The organism is Paenibacillus sp. FSL W8-1187 (assembly GCF_037965485.1).
GTDB classification, from domain to species: Bacteria; Bacillota; Bacilli; order Paenibacillales; family Paenibacillaceae; genus Paenibacillus_O; species Paenibacillus_O pasadenensis.
The window spans coordinates 5,198,766-5,222,468 of record NZ_CP150181.1 but is presented as its reverse complement, the minus strand read 5'-3'; the positions used below and the strand labels follow the sequence as shown (position 1 = coordinate 5,222,468).

General features: G+C 51.7%; 17 protein-coding genes. 12 read left to right on the top strand and 5 right to left on the bottom strand.

Translation table 11 applies throughout. The features are described 5' to 3' along the window. The first annotated feature begins 86 nt into the window (after positions 1–86). Entirely contained in the window at positions 87–1,751 is a 1,665-nt protein-coding gene (locus NYE40_RS22550) for a glutamine--tRNA ligase/YqeY domain fusion protein (protein WP_153784482.1), read from the top strand. A 201-nt stretch (positions 1,752–1,952) separates the two neighbouring features. On the opposite strand, the gene NYE40_RS22545 is transcribed toward NYE40_RS22550, so the two are convergent. Next, positions 1,953–3,545: an S-layer homology domain-containing protein gene (locus tag NYE40_RS22545; protein ID WP_052333238.1), complete on the bottom strand. Its 1,593-nt coding sequence runs from the start codon at positions 3,543–3,545 to the stop codon at positions 1,953–1,955. Positions 3,546–3,799: 254 nt separating this feature from the next. Further along, positions 3,800–6,286 carry an O-antigen ligase family protein gene (locus NYE40_RS22540; protein ID WP_339278990.1) on the bottom strand — a complete coding sequence of 829 codons (2,487 nt, stop codon included), beginning with the start codon at positions 6,284–6,286 and terminating at the stop codon, positions 3,800–3,802. Between the two features lie 146 nt (positions 6,287–6,432). Here NYE40_RS22540 and NYE40_RS22535 point away from each other — a divergent pair, with 146 nt between their 5' ends. The 4 genes from NYE40_RS22535 to NYE40_RS22520 are packed head-to-tail and all read left to right on the top strand — an operon-like array spanning position 6,433 to position 11,185. After that, on the top strand, positions 6,433–7,209 hold the full coding sequence (locus tag NYE40_RS22535) for an ABC transporter permease (RefSeq protein WP_339278989.1): 777 nt from the start codon (positions 6,433–6,435) through the stop codon (positions 7,207–7,209). Positions 7,210–7,227: 18 nt separating this feature from the next. After that, positions 7,228–7,962, top strand: a complete 735-nt coding sequence (locus tag NYE40_RS22530) for an ABC transporter ATP-binding protein (protein ID WP_339278988.1) — start codon at positions 7,228–7,230, stop codon at positions 7,960–7,962. Between the two features lie 3 nt (positions 7,963–7,965). After that, a complete protein-coding gene (locus tag NYE40_RS22525) occupies positions 7,966–8,823 on the top strand; it encodes a glycosyltransferase family 2 protein (RefSeq protein ID WP_339278987.1) in 858 nt (285 codons plus the stop codon). Positions 8,824–8,851: 28 nt separating this feature from the next. After that, positions 8,852–11,185 carry a glycosyltransferase gene (locus NYE40_RS22520; protein ID WP_339278986.1) on the top strand — a complete coding sequence of 778 codons (2,334 nt, stop codon included), beginning with the start codon at positions 8,852–8,854 and terminating at the stop codon, positions 11,183–11,185. A 39-nt stretch (positions 11,186–11,224) separates the two neighbouring features. On the opposite strand, the gene NYE40_RS22515 is transcribed toward NYE40_RS22520, so the two are convergent. After that, positions 11,225–12,871: a glycosyltransferase gene (locus NYE40_RS22515; protein WP_339278985.1), complete on the bottom strand. Its 1,647-nt coding sequence runs from the start codon at positions 12,869–12,871 to the stop codon at positions 11,225–11,227. Positions 12,872–12,928: 57 nt separating this feature from the next. Between NYE40_RS22515 and NYE40_RS22510 the strand changes: the two genes are divergently transcribed. From NYE40_RS22510 to rfbD, 7 genes are all read left to right on the top strand, one after another. Beyond that, on the top strand, positions 12,929–15,241 hold the full coding sequence (locus tag NYE40_RS22510; protein ID WP_339278984.1) for a glycosyltransferase: 2,313 nt from the start codon (positions 12,929–12,931) through the stop codon (positions 15,239–15,241). A gap of 2 nt (positions 15,242–15,243) precedes the next feature. Beyond that, a complete protein-coding gene (locus NYE40_RS22505) occupies positions 15,244–16,716 on the top strand; it encodes a glucosyltransferase domain-containing protein (RefSeq protein WP_339278983.1) in 1,473 nt (490 codons plus the stop codon). Positions 16,717–16,825: 109 nt separating this feature from the next. Next, positions 16,826–17,815 (top strand): glycosyltransferase family 2 protein, encoded by a 990-nt coding sequence (locus NYE40_RS22500; protein WP_339278982.1) that lies wholly within the window; start codon positions 16,826–16,828, stop codon positions 17,813–17,815. Between the two features lie 25 nt (positions 17,816–17,840). After that, complete coding sequence (locus tag NYE40_RS22495; RefSeq protein WP_339280097.1) at positions 17,841–18,584, top strand: sugar phosphate nucleotidyltransferase; 744 nt, start codon at positions 17,841–17,843, stop codon at positions 18,582–18,584. A gap of 26 nt (positions 18,585–18,610) precedes the next feature. After that, positions 18,611–19,168, top strand: a complete 558-nt coding sequence (gene rfbC / locus NYE40_RS22490) for a dTDP-4-dehydrorhamnose 3,5-epimerase (RefSeq protein ID WP_339278981.1) — start codon at positions 18,611–18,613, stop codon at positions 19,166–19,168. A 27-nt stretch (positions 19,169–19,195) separates the two neighbouring features. Further along, positions 19,196–20,227, top strand: coding sequence for a dTDP-glucose 4,6-dehydratase (gene rfbB / locus NYE40_RS22485; RefSeq protein ID WP_339278980.1), 1,032 nt, complete (start codon positions 19,196–19,198; stop codon positions 20,225–20,227). A 20-nt stretch (positions 20,228–20,247) separates the two neighbouring features. Beyond that, complete coding sequence (gene rfbD / locus NYE40_RS22480) at positions 20,248–21,093, top strand: dTDP-4-dehydrorhamnose reductase (RefSeq protein ID WP_339280096.1); 846 nt, start codon at positions 20,248–20,250, stop codon at positions 21,091–21,093. Between the two features lie 51 nt (positions 21,094–21,144). Here rfbD and galU read toward each other — a convergent pair whose 3' ends face one another. Both galU and NYE40_RS22470 read right to left on the bottom strand, forming a co-directional pair. Further along, positions 21,145–22,029: a UTP--glucose-1-phosphate uridylyltransferase GalU gene (gene galU, locus NYE40_RS22475; RefSeq protein ID WP_339278979.1), complete on the bottom strand. Its 885-nt coding sequence runs from the start codon at positions 22,027–22,029 to the stop codon at positions 21,145–21,147. Between the two features lie 91 nt (positions 22,030–22,120). Beyond that, positions 22,121–23,626, bottom strand: coding sequence for a hypothetical protein (locus tag NYE40_RS22470; protein WP_339278978.1), 1,506 nt, complete (start codon positions 23,624–23,626; stop codon positions 22,121–22,123). Positions 23,627–23,703: the final 77 nt, after the last annotated feature.

Below are 23,703 nucleotides of genomic sequence, written 5' to 3'. Positions count from 1 at the left end.
GTCTTGCATCGCCCTGCCCCCTTATATCAGGGGGCTTTTTTGTGTACAATAGTAGGATATAGGTCATAGAAAGGTTGGGTGGTCGCATGGATCCGAAAAATCCTCCGATTTCTAATTTCATACGCGCAATCGTCGCTGACGACGTGGAGAGCGGCCGCACGCAGCAGGTCGCGACCCGATTTCCGCCGGAGCCGAACGGTTATCTGCATATCGGCCATGCCAAGTCCATCTGCCTGAACTTTGAGGTCGCCGATGAATTCAAGGGACGCACGAATCTGCGATTTGACGATACGAACCCAGTCAAGGAAGACACGGAATATGTCGAGTCGATTCAGGAGGACGTCCGCTGGCTCGGCTTCGAGTGGGAGGAGCTTCGGTTCGCGTCCGACTACTTCGAGGAGTTCTACGAACGGGCGCTGCTGCTCATCCGCAAAGGGCTGGCCTATGTCGACGATTCGACGCCGGAAGAGATGCGGGAGCTGCGTGGCACGCTGACGCAGCCTGGGCGCAACAGCCCGTACCGAGACCGCAGCGTCGAGGAGAACCTGGACCTTTTCGGCCGCATGAGGGCAGGCGAATTCCCGAACGGAGCCCGCGTGCTGCGCGCCAAGATCGACATGAGCTCGCCGAACATCACGATGCGGGATCCGGTGCTGTACCGAATTTCCCACGCTCATCACCATCGGACCGGCGATGCCTGGTGCATCTATCCGATGTATGATTTCGCCCATCCGCTCAGCGATGCGATCGAGGGCATCACGCATTCCATCTGCACGCTCGAGTTCGAGGATCACCGTCCGCTGTACGACTGGGCGATCGAGCAGTGCGAGATGGAGTCGCGGCCGCGCCAGTACGAATTCGGCCGTCTCAATCTGACCAATACGGTCATGAGCAAGCGCAAGCTCAAGCAGCTGGTCGACGAAGGCATCGTCGACGGCTGGGACGATCCGCGCATGCCGACGATCAGCGCGCTGCGCCGCAAAGGCTTCACGCCGGAGGCGATCCGCACGTTCTGCCGCGAGATCGGCGTCGCCCGCGCTTACAGCATCGTCGACGAGCAGATGCTGGAGCATTTCATCCGTGAGGATCTGAAGCTCAAGGCTCCGCGCACGATGGCGGTCGTGCGGCCGCTGAAGGTCGTCATCACCAACTACCCGGAAGGGCAGGTCGAATGGCTCGAGGCGGAGAACAACAATGAGAACGAAGAGATGGGCACGCGCCAGATTCCGTTCTCGCGCGAGATCTACATCGAGCAGGACGACTTCATGGAGAACCCGCCGGCCAAGTACTTCCGCCTGTTCCCAGGCAATGAAGTCCGGCTCAAGCACGCCTACTTCATCAAGTGCGAGGAAGTCGTGAAAAATGAAGCCGGCGAAGTCGTCGAGCTGCGGTGCACCTACGATCCCGAGACGAAAAGCGGCACCGGGTTTACCGGCCGCAAGGTCAAGGGCACGCTTCATTGGGTCGAAGCCTCGCATGCCGTTTCGGCGGAGTTCCGTCATTTCGAGCCGCTCATCACGAGCGAGGCCGAGGAGGGCGACAAGACCTTCCTGGAGTGCATCAACCCGGATTCGCTGCAAGTGCTCGGAGGCTTTGTCGAGCCCGGCATGAAGGAAGCGGCAGCCGGAGACAAGTTCCAGTTCTTCCGTCACGGCTATTACAGCGTCGATCCGAAGCTGACGACTTCCGAGCGTCCCGTTTTCAATCGCGTCGTCTCGCTGAAAAGCTCGTTCAATCCGGCGCAAGCCTGATCTTTCCAACATGATGAAGAAGCCGTCCTTTCCCGCGATGAAGCTTGCGGCGATCGGGCGGCTTTTGGTTATTCGCGGCGGAAGCCTCTGCTCTCTAGAGCAGAGGCTTCCGTTTCTTCTCTCCATGAGAGGGTCTAGCTTTCTCCTCTGAACATGAAAAAGCGGCCCCGAAGGGCCGCTTTTTTGCTGGCTAAGGAAGGATTAGTTCGAGAGGCCAGCGATCGGCAGATAGCGTGCGATCATCGTTGCCGCTTCAGCACGGTTAGCAAAGGCGTTTCCTGCGATCGCAGTCGAGGATTGGCCGTTCACGATGCCGGCTTTCACAGCAGCGGCGACCTCAGCTTTTGCCCATCCGAGGATTGCCGTATCCTTGAATCCAGCCAGAGCTGCGTTTGCATCCGCATCCGACAGCTTGATGGATTTTCCGGCGTACTCCGTCGCGCGAACGACGATAGCGGCTACCTCTTTACGAGTGATTGGCGCGTTCGGGTTGAAGTTGCCTTTCTCGTCCCCAATGACCAGGCCGATTTCAGCAGCAGCAGCTACCGTGCCGGCATACCATTTGGTGGAGATGACGTCGTTGAACTTGTAGGTCGACGACGTTACAGGCTGTACTCCCAGCGAACGGATGACCAGCGCTGCGAATTCCGCACGCGTGATGCCGCGTTTCGGCTCGAACAGGTTTTTGCCCGTACCTTCAACGATCAGCTTCTCGGAGAGGGACTCGACAGCGTTCTTGGACCAGAACGGCAGCGCGTCATTGAAGCGAGCCGTCTTGCCTTGAATCACCGTGTAGATGGAGGAACCGTCACGCTTCAGCGTAGCGATCGTCTTGTCGTCTGCCTTGGCGAACGTGCTAGGCACGAAGCTCAGCTCTTTCGCGGTCGGGTTGAACAGGACGCCTGCAGCGCTTGGCGTAGCGGCCGAAGTCAGAGGAATCGTACGTTGTACGAGTTGTCCGAACTTCTCGATCGGGAGCTCCTTGCCGCCGCCGACAGCTACAACTTTGAAGTCGTAAGCGTCAGCCAGCTGCGTCGCGCCGACTGCTTTCACGGCATCGTTGACGGCTTTCGCCGCATCGCCTTCAAGCTTCTTCATTTCCACGCGGATGACCAGATCTTTCAGCTCGACCCCGAGGGATTTCGCCAGATCAGCCAGTTTCAGCGCAGCAAGCGGAAGCGTGATGGATACGCCGGCATCGTTGTAGATGGTCAGCGTCTTGCCGCTCAGCAGAGCGTCAGCAGGCAGATAAACCGTGTCCGTAGTCGTTTTGATACGGGCGTTTTCGTCTGCTGCCAGAGCTGCGATCAACCGGTCGCGGTTAACTTTACCGTCAGCACCGATGATGTCGCCCGTTGGAGGAGTGATGCCGCCGCCCCATCCGCTGCCACCGCTCATGATGTTGTCTACACGACCGTATACGACACCTCCAACAACGCTTTTGTCAGCGTATTGAAGGCTGTAGTAAGTCGAGTTTGCAACGGTAGAATCGATGGTGTAATGATAGCGACCATTGGTGTATGTACTGTACGTCGCATACACCGTGGTTCCAACCGTATCGTTCTCGCCGTAGACTTGAATCGCGATGCGGTTCAGCCCATCGACGTACACATCGCCGTTCACATAAGTATCACGGTCGACATACACGGTACCTGTTACGCGGTTGTCCTTAGCGGAAAGACCGGTAAAGTTAGAAGCCGCGAATGCTAGAATCGGAGACAGAGCGGATACCATCATCATGAAGACGAGCAAAGCCGCAGTCTTTTTTGTTACAAGCTTTTTCATAATTTTCATTTCACCTCCTTTCGAGAAAATAAATGGAAATCAAAAGGGCAGTAAGAATCCTTGTGATTCTGCGCTTGCAGATCACTGTTCTTGAAGCTATGCAACTCGTTTCCCTCCTTAATGCCTTTAGTAGAACTCTTTCTCGGGAGTCCTGCAGAGATAAAAGTTATTATAAGCAAGAATCCCGAGAAAGAAAAGGGTCTTTGTGGTAATTTTGTAAAACTATCGGGTATTCGGTAGTATCCTGTCGATGAGTGTAAAAATCAGGACGCTATGAGCTGATTAACCAGCTTTTCCTCGTTTGAATCCGCTTGAATCAATTTCTCTTTCAGAGCGTCATCCTTCTGTCCCAGCTTTTCCAAGGAAGCAATGTAATAGCGGACAGCAGAGCGCGAGGTTCCCGCAGCCGTCTGAGCTTCTTGAGATTCATCGGCTGGGGTGAGAGCATCGCCGATAGACGGTTTCAATACTTCTACCGCTTCTGCAAAACGTCCGGAGTGGAAGTCGACTTGTCCCATCGCTTGGCGGATGGTCGTCGAGATGTCGAAGCGGCGGCCTTGCAGCTGCTCCGGCGGCAAATCCTTGAGCTTGTCGGTCCTCGATACGACTTCCTCGTAAAGCTCGGAGGCGCGACCCCAGCTCTGTTCGTAAGCAGGATCTTCATTGCCGTGTTCATTCAAGCCGAGATCGGCATACTGCTTGATTCCCATTTCGTAAAGCGTAATATCCCACGGGAACTTGACCAATCCGTCCTCGATGATCGCGATCGCTTCCTTTACGTTTCCGGCCAAAAGACGGTTGTTGTATTCAGCCTGTATGATTTGACGCTCGTACGGGTCATGAAGTTGCGCTTTTTGAAGATTTTTTTTAGCTTGGTCTAAATAGTCGGCATTTTGCGTCTGCTGATAGACTTGCGTCAGCCAATCGGCCTTGACCAAATAGTATTGGGTATTGGAGGGAGAAAGCGAGATCGCTTTGTCCAAAGCCGGGAAAATCTGGTCAATCGACGCTTGTTGCTGAGCAAGGGCGCGAGCCTTGTCGAACTGGATATAGGAAGCATAGAACCGGTAGGCGAATACGCCGACAAGAATGGTCAAGGCAGCCAATACAGTCGGATAGAGTCGATTGAAGGCGGTCTTTTTCAAAGCGAGTTTAGGCAGGGACAACTCCTTGTCGTAGACGCCGATCATGCTGCCGAGAGAGAAGAAGACGATGGCTGCGATGGAAATATAGCTCATGTCGAAGTCGAAGAAGCTATGAAGCAGGATGGAAACGGTGAAAATATAGTAGATGAGCTGGCTGCCGCGCTTCTCCGGATGGCGGATCCAGCTGCGGACGAACAGGAAGTAAGCGAGCGCGAACACCGCGAGGTGAAGAAGCAAGCCGATCCAGCCTGTTTCGACGAGCAACTGAATGAGATAGCTGTGGGCCTGGTTGCTGGTATAAGGGTTCGACTGATATTGCTGGTAAAGGGCTTGCCAGCCGCCCCCCCCTGCTCCGAACAGCGGATAATCGGCCGCGATGTCCAGACCGTTTTCATAAAACGTCGCCCGCTCGAGCACGCTATGCTGCTTGAAGCTGATGTTCTCCAGGCGGTTGGCCAGGTTGGCAGGGAGCAGGTCCCGCACAGCGGAACTGGACAAGACGAGCGCGGCACCGATGACGGCTAGAACAATCATTGCGGCTGGAGCGGCGAGATAAGAGATCTTGCGCTTGGAGAATGATTCGAGGCCGCGTTCTAAAGCAGGCTCGATCCAACGATTGACTGCGAGCACAAGGAGCATGGCGACAAGAGAAGCGCCGAGGAGAGCGCCCCAGCCCGCCAGAGCTTCCGAGCTGAAGAGCGGCATCAGCTTTTCAGGTGGGATTTGAGATCCGCTTTCGTTGAAACGGAGCACTTGCTGGGCGATCGTGAAGGCTTTTGACTCGATGACGCCCAGTACGGCAAAGGAAACGCCGACGGTGATGAAAAGATGCAAGACATAGACAAGCTGTTTGCTGACCTTCAGAAACGGCATCGTCAGCAGGACGGCTGCCGGAATGACGACCAGCGCGGCGCGCGAGTAGGTCAGCATGAACGACACGAATACCGGGACGAGCATGAACGCATGGATTCCGATCCAAAGGCGTTTTTTCGCATGAGTCGTGTAATAGGCTGCCGCCAGCAGGATGGCGATCAGCAAGGCGGCATATGTATTCGGATACTGGAAGACAGAGGTCATCCGATAAGTGCCGAGCTGGAACCAGAGCGCGTCGGGGTACCAATATTGGCCGAACAGGTTGAGGATGCCGAACCAGACGAGCACGTAGCTGGTCAGGATCAGAATGGTCTCGAGCGCAACTCTCGTAAAGCGGTTGTCGTTATAATAGAGACCGAAGACAAAGAAGGAAGCGAGCAGGCAGCTGACCATCATCATGATGTTGGCTGTATTGTCGGAGGCGGCTCCGATGGAGGAGATGGCGAAGCTGAGCGGGAGCAGCCAGATGGCGATGGAAAGGATCGCTTTCCAGCTGTTCATGGTCCAGACCTTGAATAGGTGCACGGACATGAGGAGCACGAAGCAGAGGGAGTAGATTGAGGCGCCGATCAGCTTCTTCTCGAAGTTGAAGTCATACCCGTTGAATAAGCCGGCTTTGAACGTATACATCAGGAAGAAAATGGCCGCCATGAGAATCGCTGCCCACTTTAGCAGGGATACGTCAGATTCTTCCTTTTTGATGTACTTGGGTGGTGAAGGTTGTCGATTCATGGTAAACTCCTTTAATAGTATTACACGTATTTTATCGGTTTTATAGAGTAATTACAAAGCTAAATCTTGAGTGTGAGAGGGGCAGGGATCCATCCAAACTTAACAAAAAATTGATGATGATTTTATACATAGAAAGGAACAATGAAATGGCGATTTACTGGCAGAATTTTATTAAATATAGATATCTTTTAAAAGAACTTGTTTTCAATGAAATCAAATTGAAGTATAGAAGATCCGTGCTAGGCATCGTTTGGAGCATTCTTCAGCCGTTGATGATGATGATTGTCCTTACTCTGGTATTTTCCAGCGTATTCAAAAGCGATATTCCCCATTTCGCCGTCTACGTCCTGACTGGAAGAATCATTTGGGACCTGTTTTCCCAATCTACGATTCAATCCATGAATGCAATTGTCGACAACGCTTCGCTGATAAAAAAAATGTATGTTCCCAAGTATATCTTTGTATTGTCAAAGACCATATCATCATTGGCGAATGTTCTTTTCTCGATAGTAGCCCTCTTCCTAGTTATCCTATTGACGGGCGTTAAACTGACGCCTGCAATTTTGCTTCTGCCTCTTCCCATTCTATATACATTCCTGTTCGCTACTGGCTTGGGCCTTCTGCTTTCAGCCTACAATGTCTTCTTTCGAGACTTAGGGTATCTGTATGAGGTTTTTCTTACGGCATGGATGTACTTCACCGCCCTTTTTTACCCTGTGAGTATCATTCCGACTGAACTCCGATTTCTTCTCGACTTCAACCCGGTCTATCAGATGCTGAAGATATTTCGTGATATTACTATGTATGGTACAGTTCCAGGATTGGAGCAGCATCTGATTTGCTTGCTCATAGGGAGCGTCAGCCTCGTGATTGGCCTGTATGCCTTTAACAAAAAGCAGGACAAATTTATCCTCTATATCTAAATCTAATAGGAGCCCAATATGAATGAAGAGTATGCAATTGAGATCGAAAATGTATCCATGATGTTTAACCTTAGCACCGAAAAAGTCGACAACATTAAAGAGTACATTGTCAAGATTATGAAAAAAGAATTGCTGTTTCAGAAATTCATGGCCTTGCAGGATATATCGTTTAAAGTGAAGAAGGGAGAGGTGTTTGGCTTAGTCGGATTGAACGGGTCTGGCAAAAGCACGCTGCTGAAAGTTATTGCTGGGGTCATGAAGCCTACGGAAGGAAAAGTCGTGACCCGAGGTTCCATGGCGCCGCTCATTGAACTTAGTGCTGGATTCAATCCGCATTTGACCGGAAGAGAGAACATTTACCTAAACGGTTCTGTACTAGGGTTTTCCCGCGCCTTTATGAATGAAAATTATGACGCCATTATCGAGTTCTCGGAGCTCCATGACTTCATCGATGTGCCTGTGAAAAACTACTCTTCCGGCATGCTGGCTCGTCTAGGCTTCTCGATTGCAACCGTCATCAAACCTGATATTCTCATTGTTGATGAGGTGTTGTCTGTAGGAGACTACAAGTTCCAGGAGAAGTGCGAGCATAGAATTCGCGAACTTCTAAAAGAGAATACGACCGTGCTCTTTGTCTCCCACTCGGCCCAGCAGGTGGAGGATCTGTGCGACCGCGCGCTATGGCTAGAAAAAGGCGAAATGAAACTACTCGGCATGACGCCTGAGGTCATGGCCGCGTACAGCGGAGCCTGACGCATGGCCTCGGCCGGGTCCTCAGGAGTCGTCTCCATTCTCGTGCGAACGATGGGCAGGAGAGAAATGCTTCTAAGCCGTGCTTTGCGAAGCATCGCTTTCCAGACTCACCCGAATTGGCAGATTATCCTAGTCAACAACGGTGCGGCTAGGGAAGAGCTGGAGGCGTTCTTGGAGCGCGAGCATGCCTCCTTGCTGCCTCGCATGCGGTATATCCATCTTCCGCAAGCGCTTGGGAGAGGCGCTGCATTGAATGCGGGTCTAGATGTCTGTGAAGGCGATTTCGTCACCGTGCTGGATGACGATGACAGCTGGCACGAGCGTTATCTGGAAGCTTGCGTCCAAGCACTAAACCTCGAGACCGGGGCAGCTGCGGCGATTTGCCGCAGCAGGATTGTGCTCGAGGAGTGGAGAGATGGAGAGCTGAAGTTGCTCGAATCCGTCTCGTTCAATTCCCGGTTGCGCCGACTCAGTTTGCATAGCCTTGCCCGATGTAACAAGTTTACTATTCATGCCTTGCTTTACCGCCGAAGCATACTAGAGGAGATAGGCAACTATAACTCTTCTCTAGAGGCGCTGGAGGATTGGGAATTCAACCTGCGTCTCTTCCTTCGCTTTCGATCCGTCGTTGTCCAAGAAGAACTGGCTTACTACCATAAGCGCCCCTCGGCTTCAGACATTACAGCGAATTCTGACATGGGCGAGCATACTAGATCGGATCGCTGGATTCGTCGCCACTACTTGCGTTCTCTGCGAAGCGGAGGGCGCGAGAGGCTCTTCGGCCTGCTACTCGCTTATTTTGGATGGCAGAATCGACTGACCCAATGGGGCAGAGCCTTGCTCCGAAAGCCCAGGCTCTAAATCGCAAGTTCGCAAGGAGAATGCCAGAATGAATTTCCGATACGATCAGCAGCCAGGAAGGCTGGCCGCAACACGCAAGGCAGCATATGGACAGCCCCCAAGGCTGACCATCGTGACTCCATACTACCGAGCGCTGACCACCATAGACCAGACCGCCCGGTGCGTGCTCAACCAAACGTTTCCGTATTGGCAATGGATCATTGTGAATGACGGTTCCGACAATGCCGCTGATCTGGCCAAGCTCGGCGAATTGGAGACTATGGACGAAAGGGTTCGCGTTCTCACCCAGTCTCGTTCCGGCCCTTCGGCCGCCCGCAACAGGGCGATTTCACAGGCGGAGACGGATATTATCGTCCCGCTGGACGCGGACGATCTGATAGAGCCGACCTATCTGGAATGTATCTACTGGACGCTTGAGCGTCATCCAGAGGCCGACTGGGCTTATACGGACAGCGTTGGATTCGACCAGCAGGAGTATGTGTGGAAACGCAGTTACAACCCCAAGCAAATGCTTCGAGAAAACCTCCTCACCTGCACTGCAGGCATCCGCAGGCAAGCCCTTCTGGACGTCGGTGGATACGGCGAGGAAAAAGCATTCCAATACGAGGATTGGGCACTCTGGCTGCGTCTGATGGGGCAGGGGCGCTACCCGGTCCATATGAATTGGGTCGGCTTCTGGTATCGCAAGTCGGCTGCTGGCGTTCTCGCATCGACAATCTCCGATAATGAGAACCATCGAGAGGCCATGAACATCATCCGCCGCCATGCGTCGCAGGTAAGCCGCTTTCCGGCCGCCATCGAGTTTCCACGACTGCAAGCGCCAAACTTTCAAAAGCCGCAGGCGTGGGGAGGTGCTTTCCCTCCGCTGCAAGCGACAATAGAAGTGGATAAGATCCGTGTTCTACTCCTGCTTCCTCATATGGTCATGGGCGGAGCGGATTTGTTTAATCTGGATCTCATGCGTGGACTGGATCGTTCCCAATACGATATTTCGGTCCTTACGACCAATCCGGGCGATTCGACCTGGCGGCAGATGTTTGAGGAGATTACTCCTGAAGTGTTCGATCTGACGACTTTCCTCGATATAAAGGACTGGGCAGGCTTCATTCACTATTTTATCAGTACGCGTCGAATCGACATCCTTTTCCTTTCCAACAGCTACTATGGCTATCATCTGCTGCCGTGGCTTCGCAAGGAATTCCCCGATATGGCGATCGTAGATTACGTCCATATGGAAGAGATGGGATGGCGCGCAGGGGGGTATGCCCGCACCTCGGCGGCCGCTCGCGATATTCTGGAAAAGACGTATGTATGTAATGAACACCTGCGCCAATTGATGATTTGGGAATTCGGCCGCCGGCCCGAGGACGTGGAAACAGTCTATATTGGAGTTGACACGCAAAGTTACGATCCAGCTACCATGCCTAAAGGGATGGCACGCACTCGGCTAGGCATCGATCCCGACCGCCCTGTCGTCCTGTTTCCTTGCCGGATCGCTGAGCAAAAGCGCCCGTTCCTCATGCTGGAGATCGCCAGGCAAACGCGCAAGAGCATCCCGAATGTGGTCTTCTGCGTTGTAGGTGACGGTCCGCAGGAGGCTGAGCTACTCAATCGCATCCGACGGGAGGGGCTGGAGAGCACGATTGTTCTCGCCGGCAGGCAAGACGATATGAGGCCTTGGTATGCCGACAGCCAGCTGACGCTCATCTGCTCCATCCGGGAAGGGCTCGCATTAACGGCTTACGAATCACTGGCCATGGGGGTGCCGGTCATAAGTTCGGATGTCGGAGGTCAGCGGGAGTTGATCGATGATGAGGTGGGCCGGCTGCTGCCCTTAATCGATCGACGTCCTGATCATATCGACATCGAAACCGTTACCTCGTATAGTCCGGGGGAAGTCGGACAGTATGTCTCGGCTATATGCGAGCTGCTGGCGGATCATGAGGCGCGCACGCAGGCGGGCCGCAAGGGCCGCGAGAGAATTCTACAAGGTTTTGGCATGCAAGCGATGCAAAAGCGGTTCAACCATATATTTGTAGACTTCAAACAAGGAAAAGGGGCGGATCAAAGAAGGCAGGTGCATGGGGCTATCTCGATGCTTCCTCATTTGGCCGAGGACTATGCCACGCTCTATGCGGAGTTCGAGGTCATCGCTGTGCATTCCAGCCGAGCAATAAGAGTCGTGGGATATATGAAGGAATTGCTGGGACTGCGCAAGTCTCCTCCGGAGATCTGGAGGGACTTCATAAGACTGGCGGGGAACGCCGTCTTGAGCCGATACATGGAGAGAGCAAAGGCAACCTTGCCGGGAAGGGCGCTGCGGAAAGCTAGAATGCACTTTGGCAAGAAAGGCCGCTCCTGAGAAGGAACGGCCTGAGGACTGTGCATAGATGTGCGTGCATCAAGTTGGCGCGTTGGCTTTTCTCAACTGCTCCTCCAGCCATGTCTTTCCTTCTTCCAGCTGACGAATCCAGTCTTTAAGCTCTTGGATCGTGTCTTCTTTGGCCTGGTTGCTTGTTACAAGCCATGCTTTGGCTTTTTCCAACTCATCTGTCCAACTCTTTTGTTTGGCAAGGGAGGTTTGCTGCTCCGCATAGCCACGCTCAAGCCAATTTTTCGACTCCTGCAGCTGCTGGCTCCATTTTTTCTGCTCCTCCAGCGCTTGATGGGATTCCAGAAGAGAGGTTTCGAGTCCCTGGTTTTCCTGCTCTAGCGTCTGGCACCGGTCTCTGAGCTTGGACTGAATGTAGCGGACATATCCTGCCTCGATGCTGCAGCGGAGCAGGGCATTCCATTCCGGTGACCGTTCCTGCAAGAAATCTGAATCCATGCAGTCATCTAGGTAATCGGGGGATGCGGCAGGAGCTGGGTGCAGCGCAAGCTTGACGAACTTCGTTTTGGGGGAGCACGTTTTGAGCCAAGGAATTAATTCGTAGACGAGCTGAAATTCCGAGATGTAGGCCGTGTCAATCGAACGGGAGGCCAGAAAGTAATGGATGAAAGCGGGCCATTGCTCAATATGCAGGAAGGAATCGAGCTCATAAATGGATATCATCGGCATCCTAGTTTCGAGCTGCTTTCTCACCTCGCAGCTGGTTTGCTCGAGTGCGATGACCGTGGCCTCCCTGAAAAGGGCGGGGGTTTCGATGTCGAGCAAGTAGTCCAGACGACCGACCACATGCAGGATGCGGCCACCCGAAGACATGACACCCAACTCCGAAAGCAGCAAGCTCCAATCCGCCGTTGCTTTGGCCGCTGCGGAAGGTGCTACGGGATAGTTGATGCCTGGCGCGGAAACGTCGATTTGGGAGACTACATCCTTTATCAATTTCATGGCATTTTCATGGTTGCCGGTCCTCACCTTGTCGAGCACGCCTTCGTCCGTCCTGCGGTACCATGCTCCGCAAAAGCTCATGCGCACTGGATAAAGTCCTTGCCGGACGTATTTCAGCCATAGATGCCAGTCCTCATAAAAATATTTTTCGGATTCATCGTAGCCGCCGACCAAGAGAAGAGCCTCTTTACGCATCATGGCAATTTCAATTAAATAATTTTCTTTTTGCAGTAAAACGGGGTCATATGGCTTTTTCCATACGTAATTCTGCTTGCCGAAGCCGAAGGAATCCGAATAGCACCAGCTCGCATGAGGATTTGTGTAAAGGGTCAGAAATCCGCATTCAAGAAAAGTCGGCTCAATTAGATCATCAGCATCCAATGAAACAATCAGGTCGGTTTCCGCGTTTTTGATGCCAAGATTGCGGGCGCTGGAAATCCCCCCGTTTTCCTTGCGAAAGACCCTTACTCGCGGATCAGCTTCCTGAATTCTCTCCAGGAGCTCAATATCGGCTTGAACCGTGGAGCCGTCATCCACAATGATCCATTCAAAGAATGGAAATGTTTGGGAAAAAACAGAATTTGCCGTATCTCGCAGGTAATTCCCTGAATTGTAGAAGGGAGTAATGATGGAAATGAGCGGATTATCGGTAGTACCCATGTTTTTTGCCTCCGGCGCGCTAGTGTCGGGACGGCTGATGTAGTCTAAGTCCACAAGAAGCTCTCCTTTCAAGATCAGGATATGAAATTTACATTCATCAAGGAGTGAAGAATGGTGTTCGATTTCAAACAAGAACCAGGGAAGGTGAGATCCAGCTCCAAGCGCAGGCCCTTCGGAGAACCGCTTGTCAGTATCATCACTCCTTATTATTTAGCAAGCACGTACATAAATCAAACCGCCCTCTCGATTTTCAATCAGACCTTCCCTTACTGGGAGTGGATCATCATTGATGACGGAAATCCCGAAGCCGAGCTAGCCGTGCTGAACGAGCTGGCCGCACAGGACGGACGCATTCGGCTGTTGAGCCAGAATAATCAGGGACCGTCCATAGCACGCAACCTCGGCATCCGAACCGCCTCGTCGGATATCATCATCCCGCTGGATTCCGATGACCTAATTGAGCCGACCTATATTGAATGTCTTTATTGGACGTTGCAATGCAATCCAGATGCAGCTTGGGCCTATACCGACAGCGTCGGGTTCCAGAAACACGAGTATCTGTGGAAAAAGTCCTTTAGCGCGGAAGCGATGAAAAAGGAAAACCTGCTGACCTGCACAGCGGCGATCCGGAAGAAGGATCTTCTGGAAGCGGGATTGTACGGCTCGGATGAGAAGCATTACTACGAGGATTGGGCCTTGTGGCTGAAGCTGCTCGCGAACAATAAGTTTCCCGTACATGTCGACTACTACGGGTTCTGGTATCGCAAGACGGAATCTGGAGGGTTGCACTCGACACAGCAGAACAAGGACCGCCACAAACGGGCTATGGAAATCGTAAGTGACCTGAGCTCGCGAATCGATACATCGGACATTCAGCCGATTGAATATCCGCGATATAAGGGCATCAACTTCGCACCCCCTAGAAAGTGGGAATGGAATCGTCCTCTTATTTCCGACAAAGAGGGAAAGCATCGGTTGCTGCTCTTGCTTCCCCATATGGTCATGGGGGGGGCTGACCTGTTCAATCTCGATCTAACAGCTCGGCTGGACCGGGAGCAATTCGAAGTTTCCGTCATTACGACCAGTTCAAGCGATTCGGGGTGGAGACAGCGTTTTGAAAAACAGACGGACGAAGTGTTTGATTTGACGACTTTCCTCGACGTCAAGGAATGGAGCTCATTCATTCACTACTTCATCCACACCCGCGGCATAGATACGTTGATGGTTTCCAACAGCTACTACGGATATTACCTGCTGCCTTGGCTTCGCAAAGAATTTCCTGGCCTAGCTATTGTGGACTATGTCCATGCCGAAGAGATGGGATGGAGAGCAGGGGGGTTTGCCCGAACATCCGCCGCCGCAAGTGACATTCTAGAAAAGACGTACGTTTGCAACGAGCATTTGCGGCAGTTGATGATTCATACATTCGGCAGAAGGCCGGATGATGTAGAGACTATCTACATCGGAGTGGATACGGAAGAGTACGATCCCGTTGGAACGCCAGCCGGAGCGATAAAATCAACAGCCGGACTTTCGAGCGGCCAGCCGGTAGTGTTGTTTCCTTGCCGAATTACGGAGCAGAAAAGGCCTTTCCTCATGCTTGAGATCGCGAAAAAGGCGAAAGTTCGCTTGCCTGGCATCATATTCGCTGTCGTAGGAGATGGACCTCAACTGGATAGTCTGCGTGATTGCGTGTACAAGGAGAGGCTTGAGGACACTGTCTTGTTGCTTGGCCGTCAGGACGACATGAGGCCATACTATAGAGACAGCGACCTCACCCTCATATGTTCTATACGTGAGGGGCTGGCATTGACTGCATATGAATCTCTGGCCATGGGTGTGCCGGTCATCAGCTCGGATGTAGGTGGCCAAAGTGAACTGATCGATGACGCGGTAGGCAAGCTGCTTCCGCTCCTGCAGAAGCGTGAGCGAGGGATGGATATCGAGACGGGAACCGAGTACAGTGATGCAGAAATTGAGCAGTACGTAGAGGCCATTTTCGAGTTGCTGGATGATCCTGTTCGCTACCGAATGATTAAAGAGACTTCCCGCGATAGAGTCGTGAAAGGATTTGGAAAATCACATCTGATAGAGGCTGTTTCCATAGCTTTACAAGGGTTGCACGAACCGGAAATGAAGCAGTGCCGAATCAAAAAGTCGGTTGACCTGGCCAATTTCCCTCGCCTTGTGGACGATTATGTTTCACTCTACTGCGAGTTTCAGCAGTTGGATCTAGATATCAACTGGATTCTGAATCAACCGTTTGGGCCTCAAGTCGGCTCTCATAGTTCTAGCGATTCTAGCTCGTTATTTCAGAGCCGAGGTTGGCGTCTTTTCCAGAAGTATCGCAACTTCATGGATAATACAAAAATAGGTAGACGGATAAGTCTGCTAAGGGATTTAATTGTAAATAGGGGTGGGTAAAAATGGCTTATGAGCAGTTGAAGAAATATAGAATTGGGATCCTGCTGCTATCATTTTTAGTAAGTGTCACTTTCTATATAGTTTTTTTATATCCACATTTTTCTGTAGACAGCTACAATTATACAGGTCATTATCCTGTAGTGAATTTTTTTACTAACGGTAGGCCAATTACTTTTGCCTTCTTGAATATTTTAAGTTTTATCAATCTGGATTATGAGGTTGCATTCTTTCTTTCCACTTTTCTTGCGATTGTTATCATATCAATTTCCTCTTATGTTGTTTTCTTGACCTTGTTGAGCAGAAAAGAAAAGTGGTCAAAACTTAATGTGGCTATACTGGTTTTGTCTGTGATTCTTCTATTCAACAACGTTTTTATGGGCGCTTTATTCTTATTTCCAGAAGTGATTTTGCCGTACTCGTTCGGTATCTTATTGTGCTCACTTGCTTTTAGGAGAGTGGTCAACCACGGTGTCACTCTAAAAAATAGCTTTATTCTTTTCCTATACCTCTCCATGGTACTAGCAATTTACCAGAGTTTTGCACCGTATTTTCTTCTGTTGACTTTTGCCGTGATCTTTCTATTTCCTAAAGCATCCAAGCAAAATAGATGCATTTCATTTTTTTGGACACTAGGCATTTATTTTGTTTCTCTATTGACCAACTTTATCCTTATGAGGTTCAGCGATGGGCAACGCACAAACTTCAATTTAACCGTCATTAAAGATAATTTGGTGAAAATAGTTAAGAGTCAAGAATTTCTCGTTTTACATTCGGACAATTTACTGACTAGTTATATTTATGTAATCACCTTGCTCGTTCTAGCGATAACATTTGTCTATTGGTGCTTAAGGAATGCGCAAAAAACAAGCGTGCTAATTGGCGCCGGGTTTTTTATCCTAATTTATCTTTCGATCCTTTCTCCATTCATTATTGCAAACGATGGTTTTATTACTCCTCGCTCAATAGTTGTCTTTATGGGATTGCCATCCTTCCTTGCTGTCATTGTCTCTTTATTGCATGAAGATAGGCTAGACAAAACTTTAAATTTTTTTAAAATTATCAGTTCTGGTCTTTTGATAGTGTTAGTCCTTAGCAACTTTGCATCGAACCAGTTTCTTTTCGCAAACCAACTTGCTACCAATAGAATGGACAAGGAAATCGTTTTACAAGTCCAGAATGTTATTAATGAATATGAAGATTCGGTGGGAATCAACGTAAATAAAATCTCATTCATACAAGATGATGCTCCTACATGGTCATATGTAGAGGCAAATAGCTATGACGTTCTTCCTAGAAGCATGGTTGTGGACTGGTCTATCATGTCTTTATTCAAATTTTATACTGGTAGGGATTATACTCGAGTCGACATGGACTCTAAAGTGCATGAGAAGTATTTCAAAAACCAGAATTGGTCTCAATTTAGTTTGGAACAATTAAAAATAGTGGGTGATACCATTTACATAGCCCTATATTGAAACCAACCTACTTGCTCAATTTTATTACAAATTAATTCGCCGCTTGATCTGAAACAGATTATCTTTATCTCTCGTGTTTAAAAATCAGCAATTGAAAGGAATGCACAGGATGTCGAAAGAATACCCAGTCGTCTCCATTGTTGCTCCTATGTACAATGAAGGCTCGAATGTTCAATATTTTTATGAACGAGTTTCTGCGGTCTTGCAAAGACTTCATTTAGATTACGAAATCATATGTGTAAACGATGGAAGCAAGGATGACACTTGGAATCGCTTGAAGCAGCTTTCTCTTCAGGACACCCGAATCAAAGCAATCGACTTGTCTCGAAACTTTGGAAAAGAGTTGGCAATGACAGCTGGGATTGATTTCAGTCGTGGAGATATTGTGATTCCTATTGATGCCGACCTGCAAGATCCGCCGGAACTGATTCCCGATATGATTACTAAGTGGCGAGAAGGGTACGACGTGGTTTACGCCACACGCATTAAAAGAGAAGGCGAAACACGCATGAAGAAACTGACCGCGCATCTCTTCTATCGAACGATTAGAAAAATGACCCAAATCGATATCCCTGCAGACACAGGCGATTTTAGATTAATGTCTCGTCCTGTTGTTGATGCTCTAAAGCAACTTAAGGAACATCATCGGTTTATGAAAGGTCTTTTCAGCTGGGTTGGATTCAAGCAAACGAGCATACCCTACTTAAGGGATTCGAGACATTCAGGAAAGAGCAGTTTCAATTTTTGGAAACTGTGGAATTTTGCCATTGAGGGGATAACATCGTTTACTTTTGCTCCATTACAGCTTTTTACGTATTTCGGTGTAACGGTATCTTTGGCTAGTTTCCTCTACGCTATCTTTATGGTTATCAGGACGACGCTTTACGGAAATCCTGTACCAGGATATCCATCTCTTATGGTTGCCATTTTATTTTTTAGCGGAGTGCAACTTATGACTCTAGGTATCATTGGAGAATATATAGGCCGAATTTATAATGAATCGAAAAGAAGGCCTTTGTATTTGACTAGAGAAGCAGTGGGAATGGAAGAAGAAAATCAATCCAAGGACTATGCTCAAAAACTGATAAAAATCAAATAACCTTTAAGGAAAGGACTGACTCATCCTGAAAGGCATCATACTTGCAGGCGGGACTGGTTCCCGCCTGTTTCCTTTAACCAAAGTGACCAACAAGCATCTCCTGCCTGTCGGCAAATATCCCATGATCTACTACTCCATCGCCAAGCTCAAGGAAGCCGACATTAAGGATATCCTCATCGTCACCGGCAAAGACCATATGGGAGACGTCGTCAACCTGCTCGGCAGCGGACACGAGATGGGAGTCAACTTCACGTATAAGGTCCAAGACCAGGCGGGTGGCATCGCCCAGGCTCTCGGCCTGGCGGAGCACTTCGTCGGAGACGACCAGATGGTCGTCATTCTGGGAGACAACGTGTTCTCGGACACGATCGCCGACTACGTGGAGAACTTCCGCAAGCAGCGCGATGGTGCTAAGATCCTCATCCAGGAAGTGCATGACCCTCAGCGCTTCGGTGTGGCGGAGCTCGACGGAGGTCAGATCGTATCCATCGAGGAGAAGCCGGCGGCGCCGAAGAGCAGCTATGCAGTGACCGGCATCTACATGTACGACAGTCGGGTGTTCGATATCGTCAAGAAGCTCCAGCCATCCGGGCGTGGAGAATTGGAAATTACCGATGTGAACAATGCCTATATCTCTTTGAAAAGTTTGACATATGATATATTGGAAGGCTGGTGGACTGACGCAGGTACCCATGCCTCTCTGACGCATGCCAATGAACTCTCCAAAGAGATTGTGCTCGGAGAAGAGTTTGGAAAGCTCAAGCTTTAAGAGGGAAAAGGAAGGAGGGTCACGGGATGAACGTGTATGGCACCAAGCTGCCTGGCCTGAAGCTCATCGAGCCTGCCATCCATGGAGACCATAGGGGCTTCTTTGTCGAAAGCTACAACGAGGTGCGATACGTCCAAATGGGCATCACGACAAAGTTCGTTCAGGATAACCATTCCCTGTCGGTCGAGGCCGGCGTGCTGAGAGGCCTGCATTACCAGATGAATCCCAAGGCGCAGACCAAGCTAGTTCGCTGTACGGCAGGAGCCATCTACGATGTTGTGGTGGACATCCGCAAAGGTTCTCCTACTTTCGGCCAGTGGCAAGGATTTATCCTGAGCGCTACCAACCATCGTCAGCTGCTCGTGCCGAAGGGCTTCGCGCATGGCTTCTGCACCTTGGTGCCGAACTCCGAGGTTCAATACAAGGTGGATGAATTCTATTCGGCGGAACATGATCGCGGCATTGCATGGAACGATCCAGCGCTCGGAATCGATTGGCCGGTTCGTAAGCCGGTGCTCTCTGATAAAGACGGGAAGCATCCGATACTGGCCGATGCCGATATCAATTTCGCCTTTGAAGGCTGATTCCAACGAGAAAGGAACGTTGCCATTGTGAAGCTGCTCGTTACCGGCGGAGCCGGATTCATCGGGAGCAATTTCGTGCTGTATATGGCCGAAAAGTACCCCGACTATGAAATCATCAATGTCGATGCTCTAACCTATGCAGGAAATTTGGAAAACCTCAAATCGGTGGAAGGCAATCCGAAGGTCCGATTTGTAAAAGCCGATATTACGAAGCGGGAAGAACTGGAGCCGCTGTTCCAAGCCGGAGTCGATGTCGTGGCGAACTTCGCGGCGGAGTCCCATGTCGACCGCAGCATTCTGGAGCCGGATGTCTTCATCAAGACGAATGTGCTCGGCACGCAGACGCTGCTGGAGCTGGCCAAGCAATACGGCGTGAAAAAGTTCGTGCAAGTCTCGACGGACGAGGTGTACGGCACGCTCGGAGAAACGGGCCTCTTTACCGAGGAGACGCCGCTCGCCGCCAACAGTCCTTACTCGGCCAGCAAGGCGGGAGCCGATCTTCTGGTGCGCGCTTACCACGAGACATTCGGGCTTCCGGTAAACATCACCCGTTGCTCGAATAACTACGGACCGTTTCAATTCCCCGAAAAGCTCATTCCGCTTATGATTCAAAACGCGCTGCAAGACAAGCCGCTGCCTGTCTATGGCGACGGACTGAATGTACGCGACTGGCTGTATGTGGAGGATCATTGCAGCGCGATCGATCTCGTCATCCATAAAGGCGCCGACGGCGAGGTGTACAATGTCGGCGGACGGAACGAGCGGAACAACCTGCAGGTCATCAAGACGATCCTTCAGGAGCTGGGCAAGCCGGAAAGCCTCATCCAGTTCGTCAAGGATCGGCTTGGACATGACCGGCGTTATGCGATTGACGCCGACAAGATCCGCAGCGAGCTTGGCTGGACGCCGAAGCACGACTATGAATCCGGCATCCGAGCGACGATCCGTTGGTACCTGGACAACGAAGCATGGATGAATGGCGTGCTCAGCGGAGCTTACCAGCAGTATTTCGACACGCAATATGGAGATCGGCTGCAGCAGCCGAATGACAAGGCATGAGCGCTGGCACGCAGAAGCCATTGAACATCCTAGTCACCGGCGCGAATGGGCAGCTGGGAAAAGAGCTTGCGCTGTGGCAACCGGAGGATGGGCTGAACATCGTCGGTCTTGGCCGCGACGAGCTCGATATTACTTCGCTGGAGCAATGCCGGAAGGCCATGGAAGAGCACAAGCCGGACGTGGTCATCCACTGCGCCGCTTACACGGCTGTCGATCAGGCCGAGACGGATCGGGACGGCGCTTATCGGGTCAACGCGGCTGGGACTCGCAACGTCGCTTTGGCGGCGAAGGAAGCGGGAGCCAAGCTCATTTATGTCAGCACGGATTATGTGTTCGATGGTCAAGCAGAGCGTCCTTATGAAGAGTACGATCTGCCGAATCCCAAGACTGTGTACGGAAAATCAAAACTGGCCGGGGAGCAGCTGGTGCAGTCGCTGCATGACCGCTGGTTCATTGTCCGGACGTCGTGGGTGTACGGCAAGCATGGCGCTAATTTCGTCAAGACGATGCTGCGGCTCGGGGTGGAAAAGGATCGCCTTTCCATCGTGAGCGATCAGTTCGGTTCGCCGACGTATACGAAGGATCTTGCCGCGCTCCTGCTGGAGCTGGCGCGCTCGGAAGCTTACGGCATCTACCATGCCTCCAATACGGGCAGCTGCTCCTGGCTTGAGTTCGCACAGGCGATTTTCGAGGAAGCCGGTCTGAAGGCGCAGGCCGATCCGTGCACGACGGAGGAGTTCCCGCGCCCGGCGCCGAGGCCGAGGTTCTCCGTCATGGATCATGGCGCGATACGCGTCAACGGCTTCAACGATCTGCCGGAGTGGCGAGAGGCGCTGCGTTCTTTTTTAGCGGAGATTAAAGAGTAAAGAAACTCCCCGATTCGATGAACTCGGGGAGTTTCTTTATTGAAGCATGCTTTAATGTTGAACCAGCCGCTCCTTTTCCAGGATATCTTTAAGATAACGAAGCGTCTCTTCTCTAAGTTCAGGATGCTGCAAGGCGTAATGAATCGTCGTCTGAATAAATCCGTTTTTCTCTCCGACATCATGTCTTTGGCCTTCAAAACTATATCCGTAAATGGACTCTCTTTGTTGCAGAAGAGAAAGGGCATCGGTGAGCTGAATCTCTCCGTTGACACCAGCGTCTTGCTCGCCGAGAAGATCGAAAATGGCGGGAGTAAGGATGTATCTGCCCATAATGGCAAGATTGGAAGGAGCCTGGTCTGTTTTTGGCTTTTCGACGAGTCCATTGGCTTTGAACAATCGGTCGGAGACGGGACTGGAGTCAATGACCCCGTAGCGAGAGACGTCGCTCCACGGAACCTCCTGTACCCCTACGACTGAGGAATGGAACTGGTCGTAGACATGAATCAACTGCTTTAGACAGGGAGTAGTCGATTCGACGATATCGTCCCCAAGCAAAACGGCAAAAGGTTCGTCGCCAATAAATTTGCGAGCGCACCAAATGGCGTGACCTAGCCCTTTCGGTTCCTTTTGGCGTATGTAATGGATGTCAGCCATATTGGAAGGCTTTTGTACAGATTCGAGAAGCGCCCACTTTTCCTTGCTGGTCAAATGATGCTCCAACTCGAACGAGTAGTCGAAATGATCTTCGATCGCACGCTTTCCTTTGCCCGTTACAATAATGATATCTTCGATTCCCGAAGCGACAGCTTCTTCGATGATATACTGAATGGTCGGCTTATCGACAATAGGAAGCATTTCTTTGGGCATAGCTTTTGTAGCAGGGAGAAAGCGGGTTCCGAGCCCGGCTGCAGGAATGATAGCTTTGCGAATGGTCAATGTTAAAACCTACCTTTTCAAGATTTCTGTATTATAGGTAAAGATTATATCATACGATTTCCGTGTTTTTACATTTCAGGGTTTGGAAGTTTTATGGAGGTGGTTTCGAAAAAGATGCTAGAGTTCTTTTCATGGATACGATCAAATAAAGACTTGTTCCAATGAGAAGAACTAGATTTGCCGCGCTGATGCCGATCGCCAATGCATGTTCCCAGCCGCTTAGCAGGCCTGAGGCGAAGCCGCCGCCTTGAAATGCATTGCTGTAGGCATCGTCGCGCCAAGGGCGGGCGCGCATTTCCCCGCCGAAGCCGCCCTCCCTTCCATTTTCGCCGCCCAGCCATTTCCCGCCCATCCCGCCGTTCAGCACCATCCAGATGTTGAGCGCGGTAGAGAGGGTGAACCAGCCGGCGGCAAAAGACCAAAGGCGGCGCGGCGTCCAGCGACGTAGAGGATGGGGTGAGCCGGTGCCGGCGGCTGGTTCCGGGACAAGGACAATCCTCGGACTGGCCGTTGTGTCGAAAGCGGACGTTGTCTCGCGTCCCATCAAAAATGGAACCAGCACCAGGAACAGCATCGCCGGAACACCGTACCGCTCGTGGATCTCGGTCGGGAGCATGAAGAAGGCCAGGTTGATGAAGGCGGAGGCCATCAGCAGGTGAACGGTGCGAAGCTGCTTCAGCAGCAGGACGTAGGCGGCGACGAAGGCGCAGGCCAGGCCGAGCAGGAGGAAGCCGAACGTCTTGTAGCTCATCCCGGCCGCCAAGGTGGTCGTGTCGTTCAAGGACGGATCTGTAAACAGGTGGTACCACAGGTTGAAGGCGTTCAGCGACAGCTGCGGGTACATGTCGGTCGCGCTCAAGTAGGCGGCCTGGACCATGTCGTCCAGCGTGCCGTTGGCGCTGAAACAGGCGGCTGTCAGCGCAAGCGGAGCCAGAAAGCCTGCCGCAAGCAGCAGCGGATGGGCAAAGTCCCGCCGCAGCATCCGGCGCAGCGCATACGCTCCGATAACAGGCGCGATGACGATCGCCTGGAACTTGCTGAGCAGAGCGATGCCGAGAAGCGCTCCCGCCAGAAACGGCTGGCCGACGAGCGCGAGCACGCCCAGCGCCATGAGCAGGCTATGGAAGACGTCAATTTGACCCCAGATCGCCCCGTCGGCGAGCAGCGCCGGATTCAGCGCCAGCGCTCCAAGCAGGAGCAGCTGCGAGCGCCGGGATAGCCGGCGGCGCAGGACGAGGGGCAGGATCGCCATGGCGAGCAGATCGAACAGGATCGGAAGCGCTTTGGAGGTCAGATGGGCCGTCTTGATCTCCAGCCCAAGGGCATTCAGCACATGGCCATAGCCCTCCAGGATCGCGATGAAAACGGGAGGGTAATTCTGCATGTCCGCATGCACGTAGGAAAGGCGGACGCCATGCTCCATCGCGCCTTGCATCCAGCGGATGAAGTACATTTGGTCGCCGACATAGCCGTTTGTATAGAGGCCGAGGAGCAAGCGAGCGGCAAGTCCGGCCAGGAACAGCCCGGCGGCCCATAGGCCGAAGGTCCGTGCGGACATCGGCTCGGCTAGAGAAGCGGCAGAGGAGGAAGAGGACAAGGGCGGGGGCCCTCCTTTCGGCAGGAAGTGGAGATGTCCAAGAATCCGGCTTATATGTCGGCATCCGGAATTCGGCA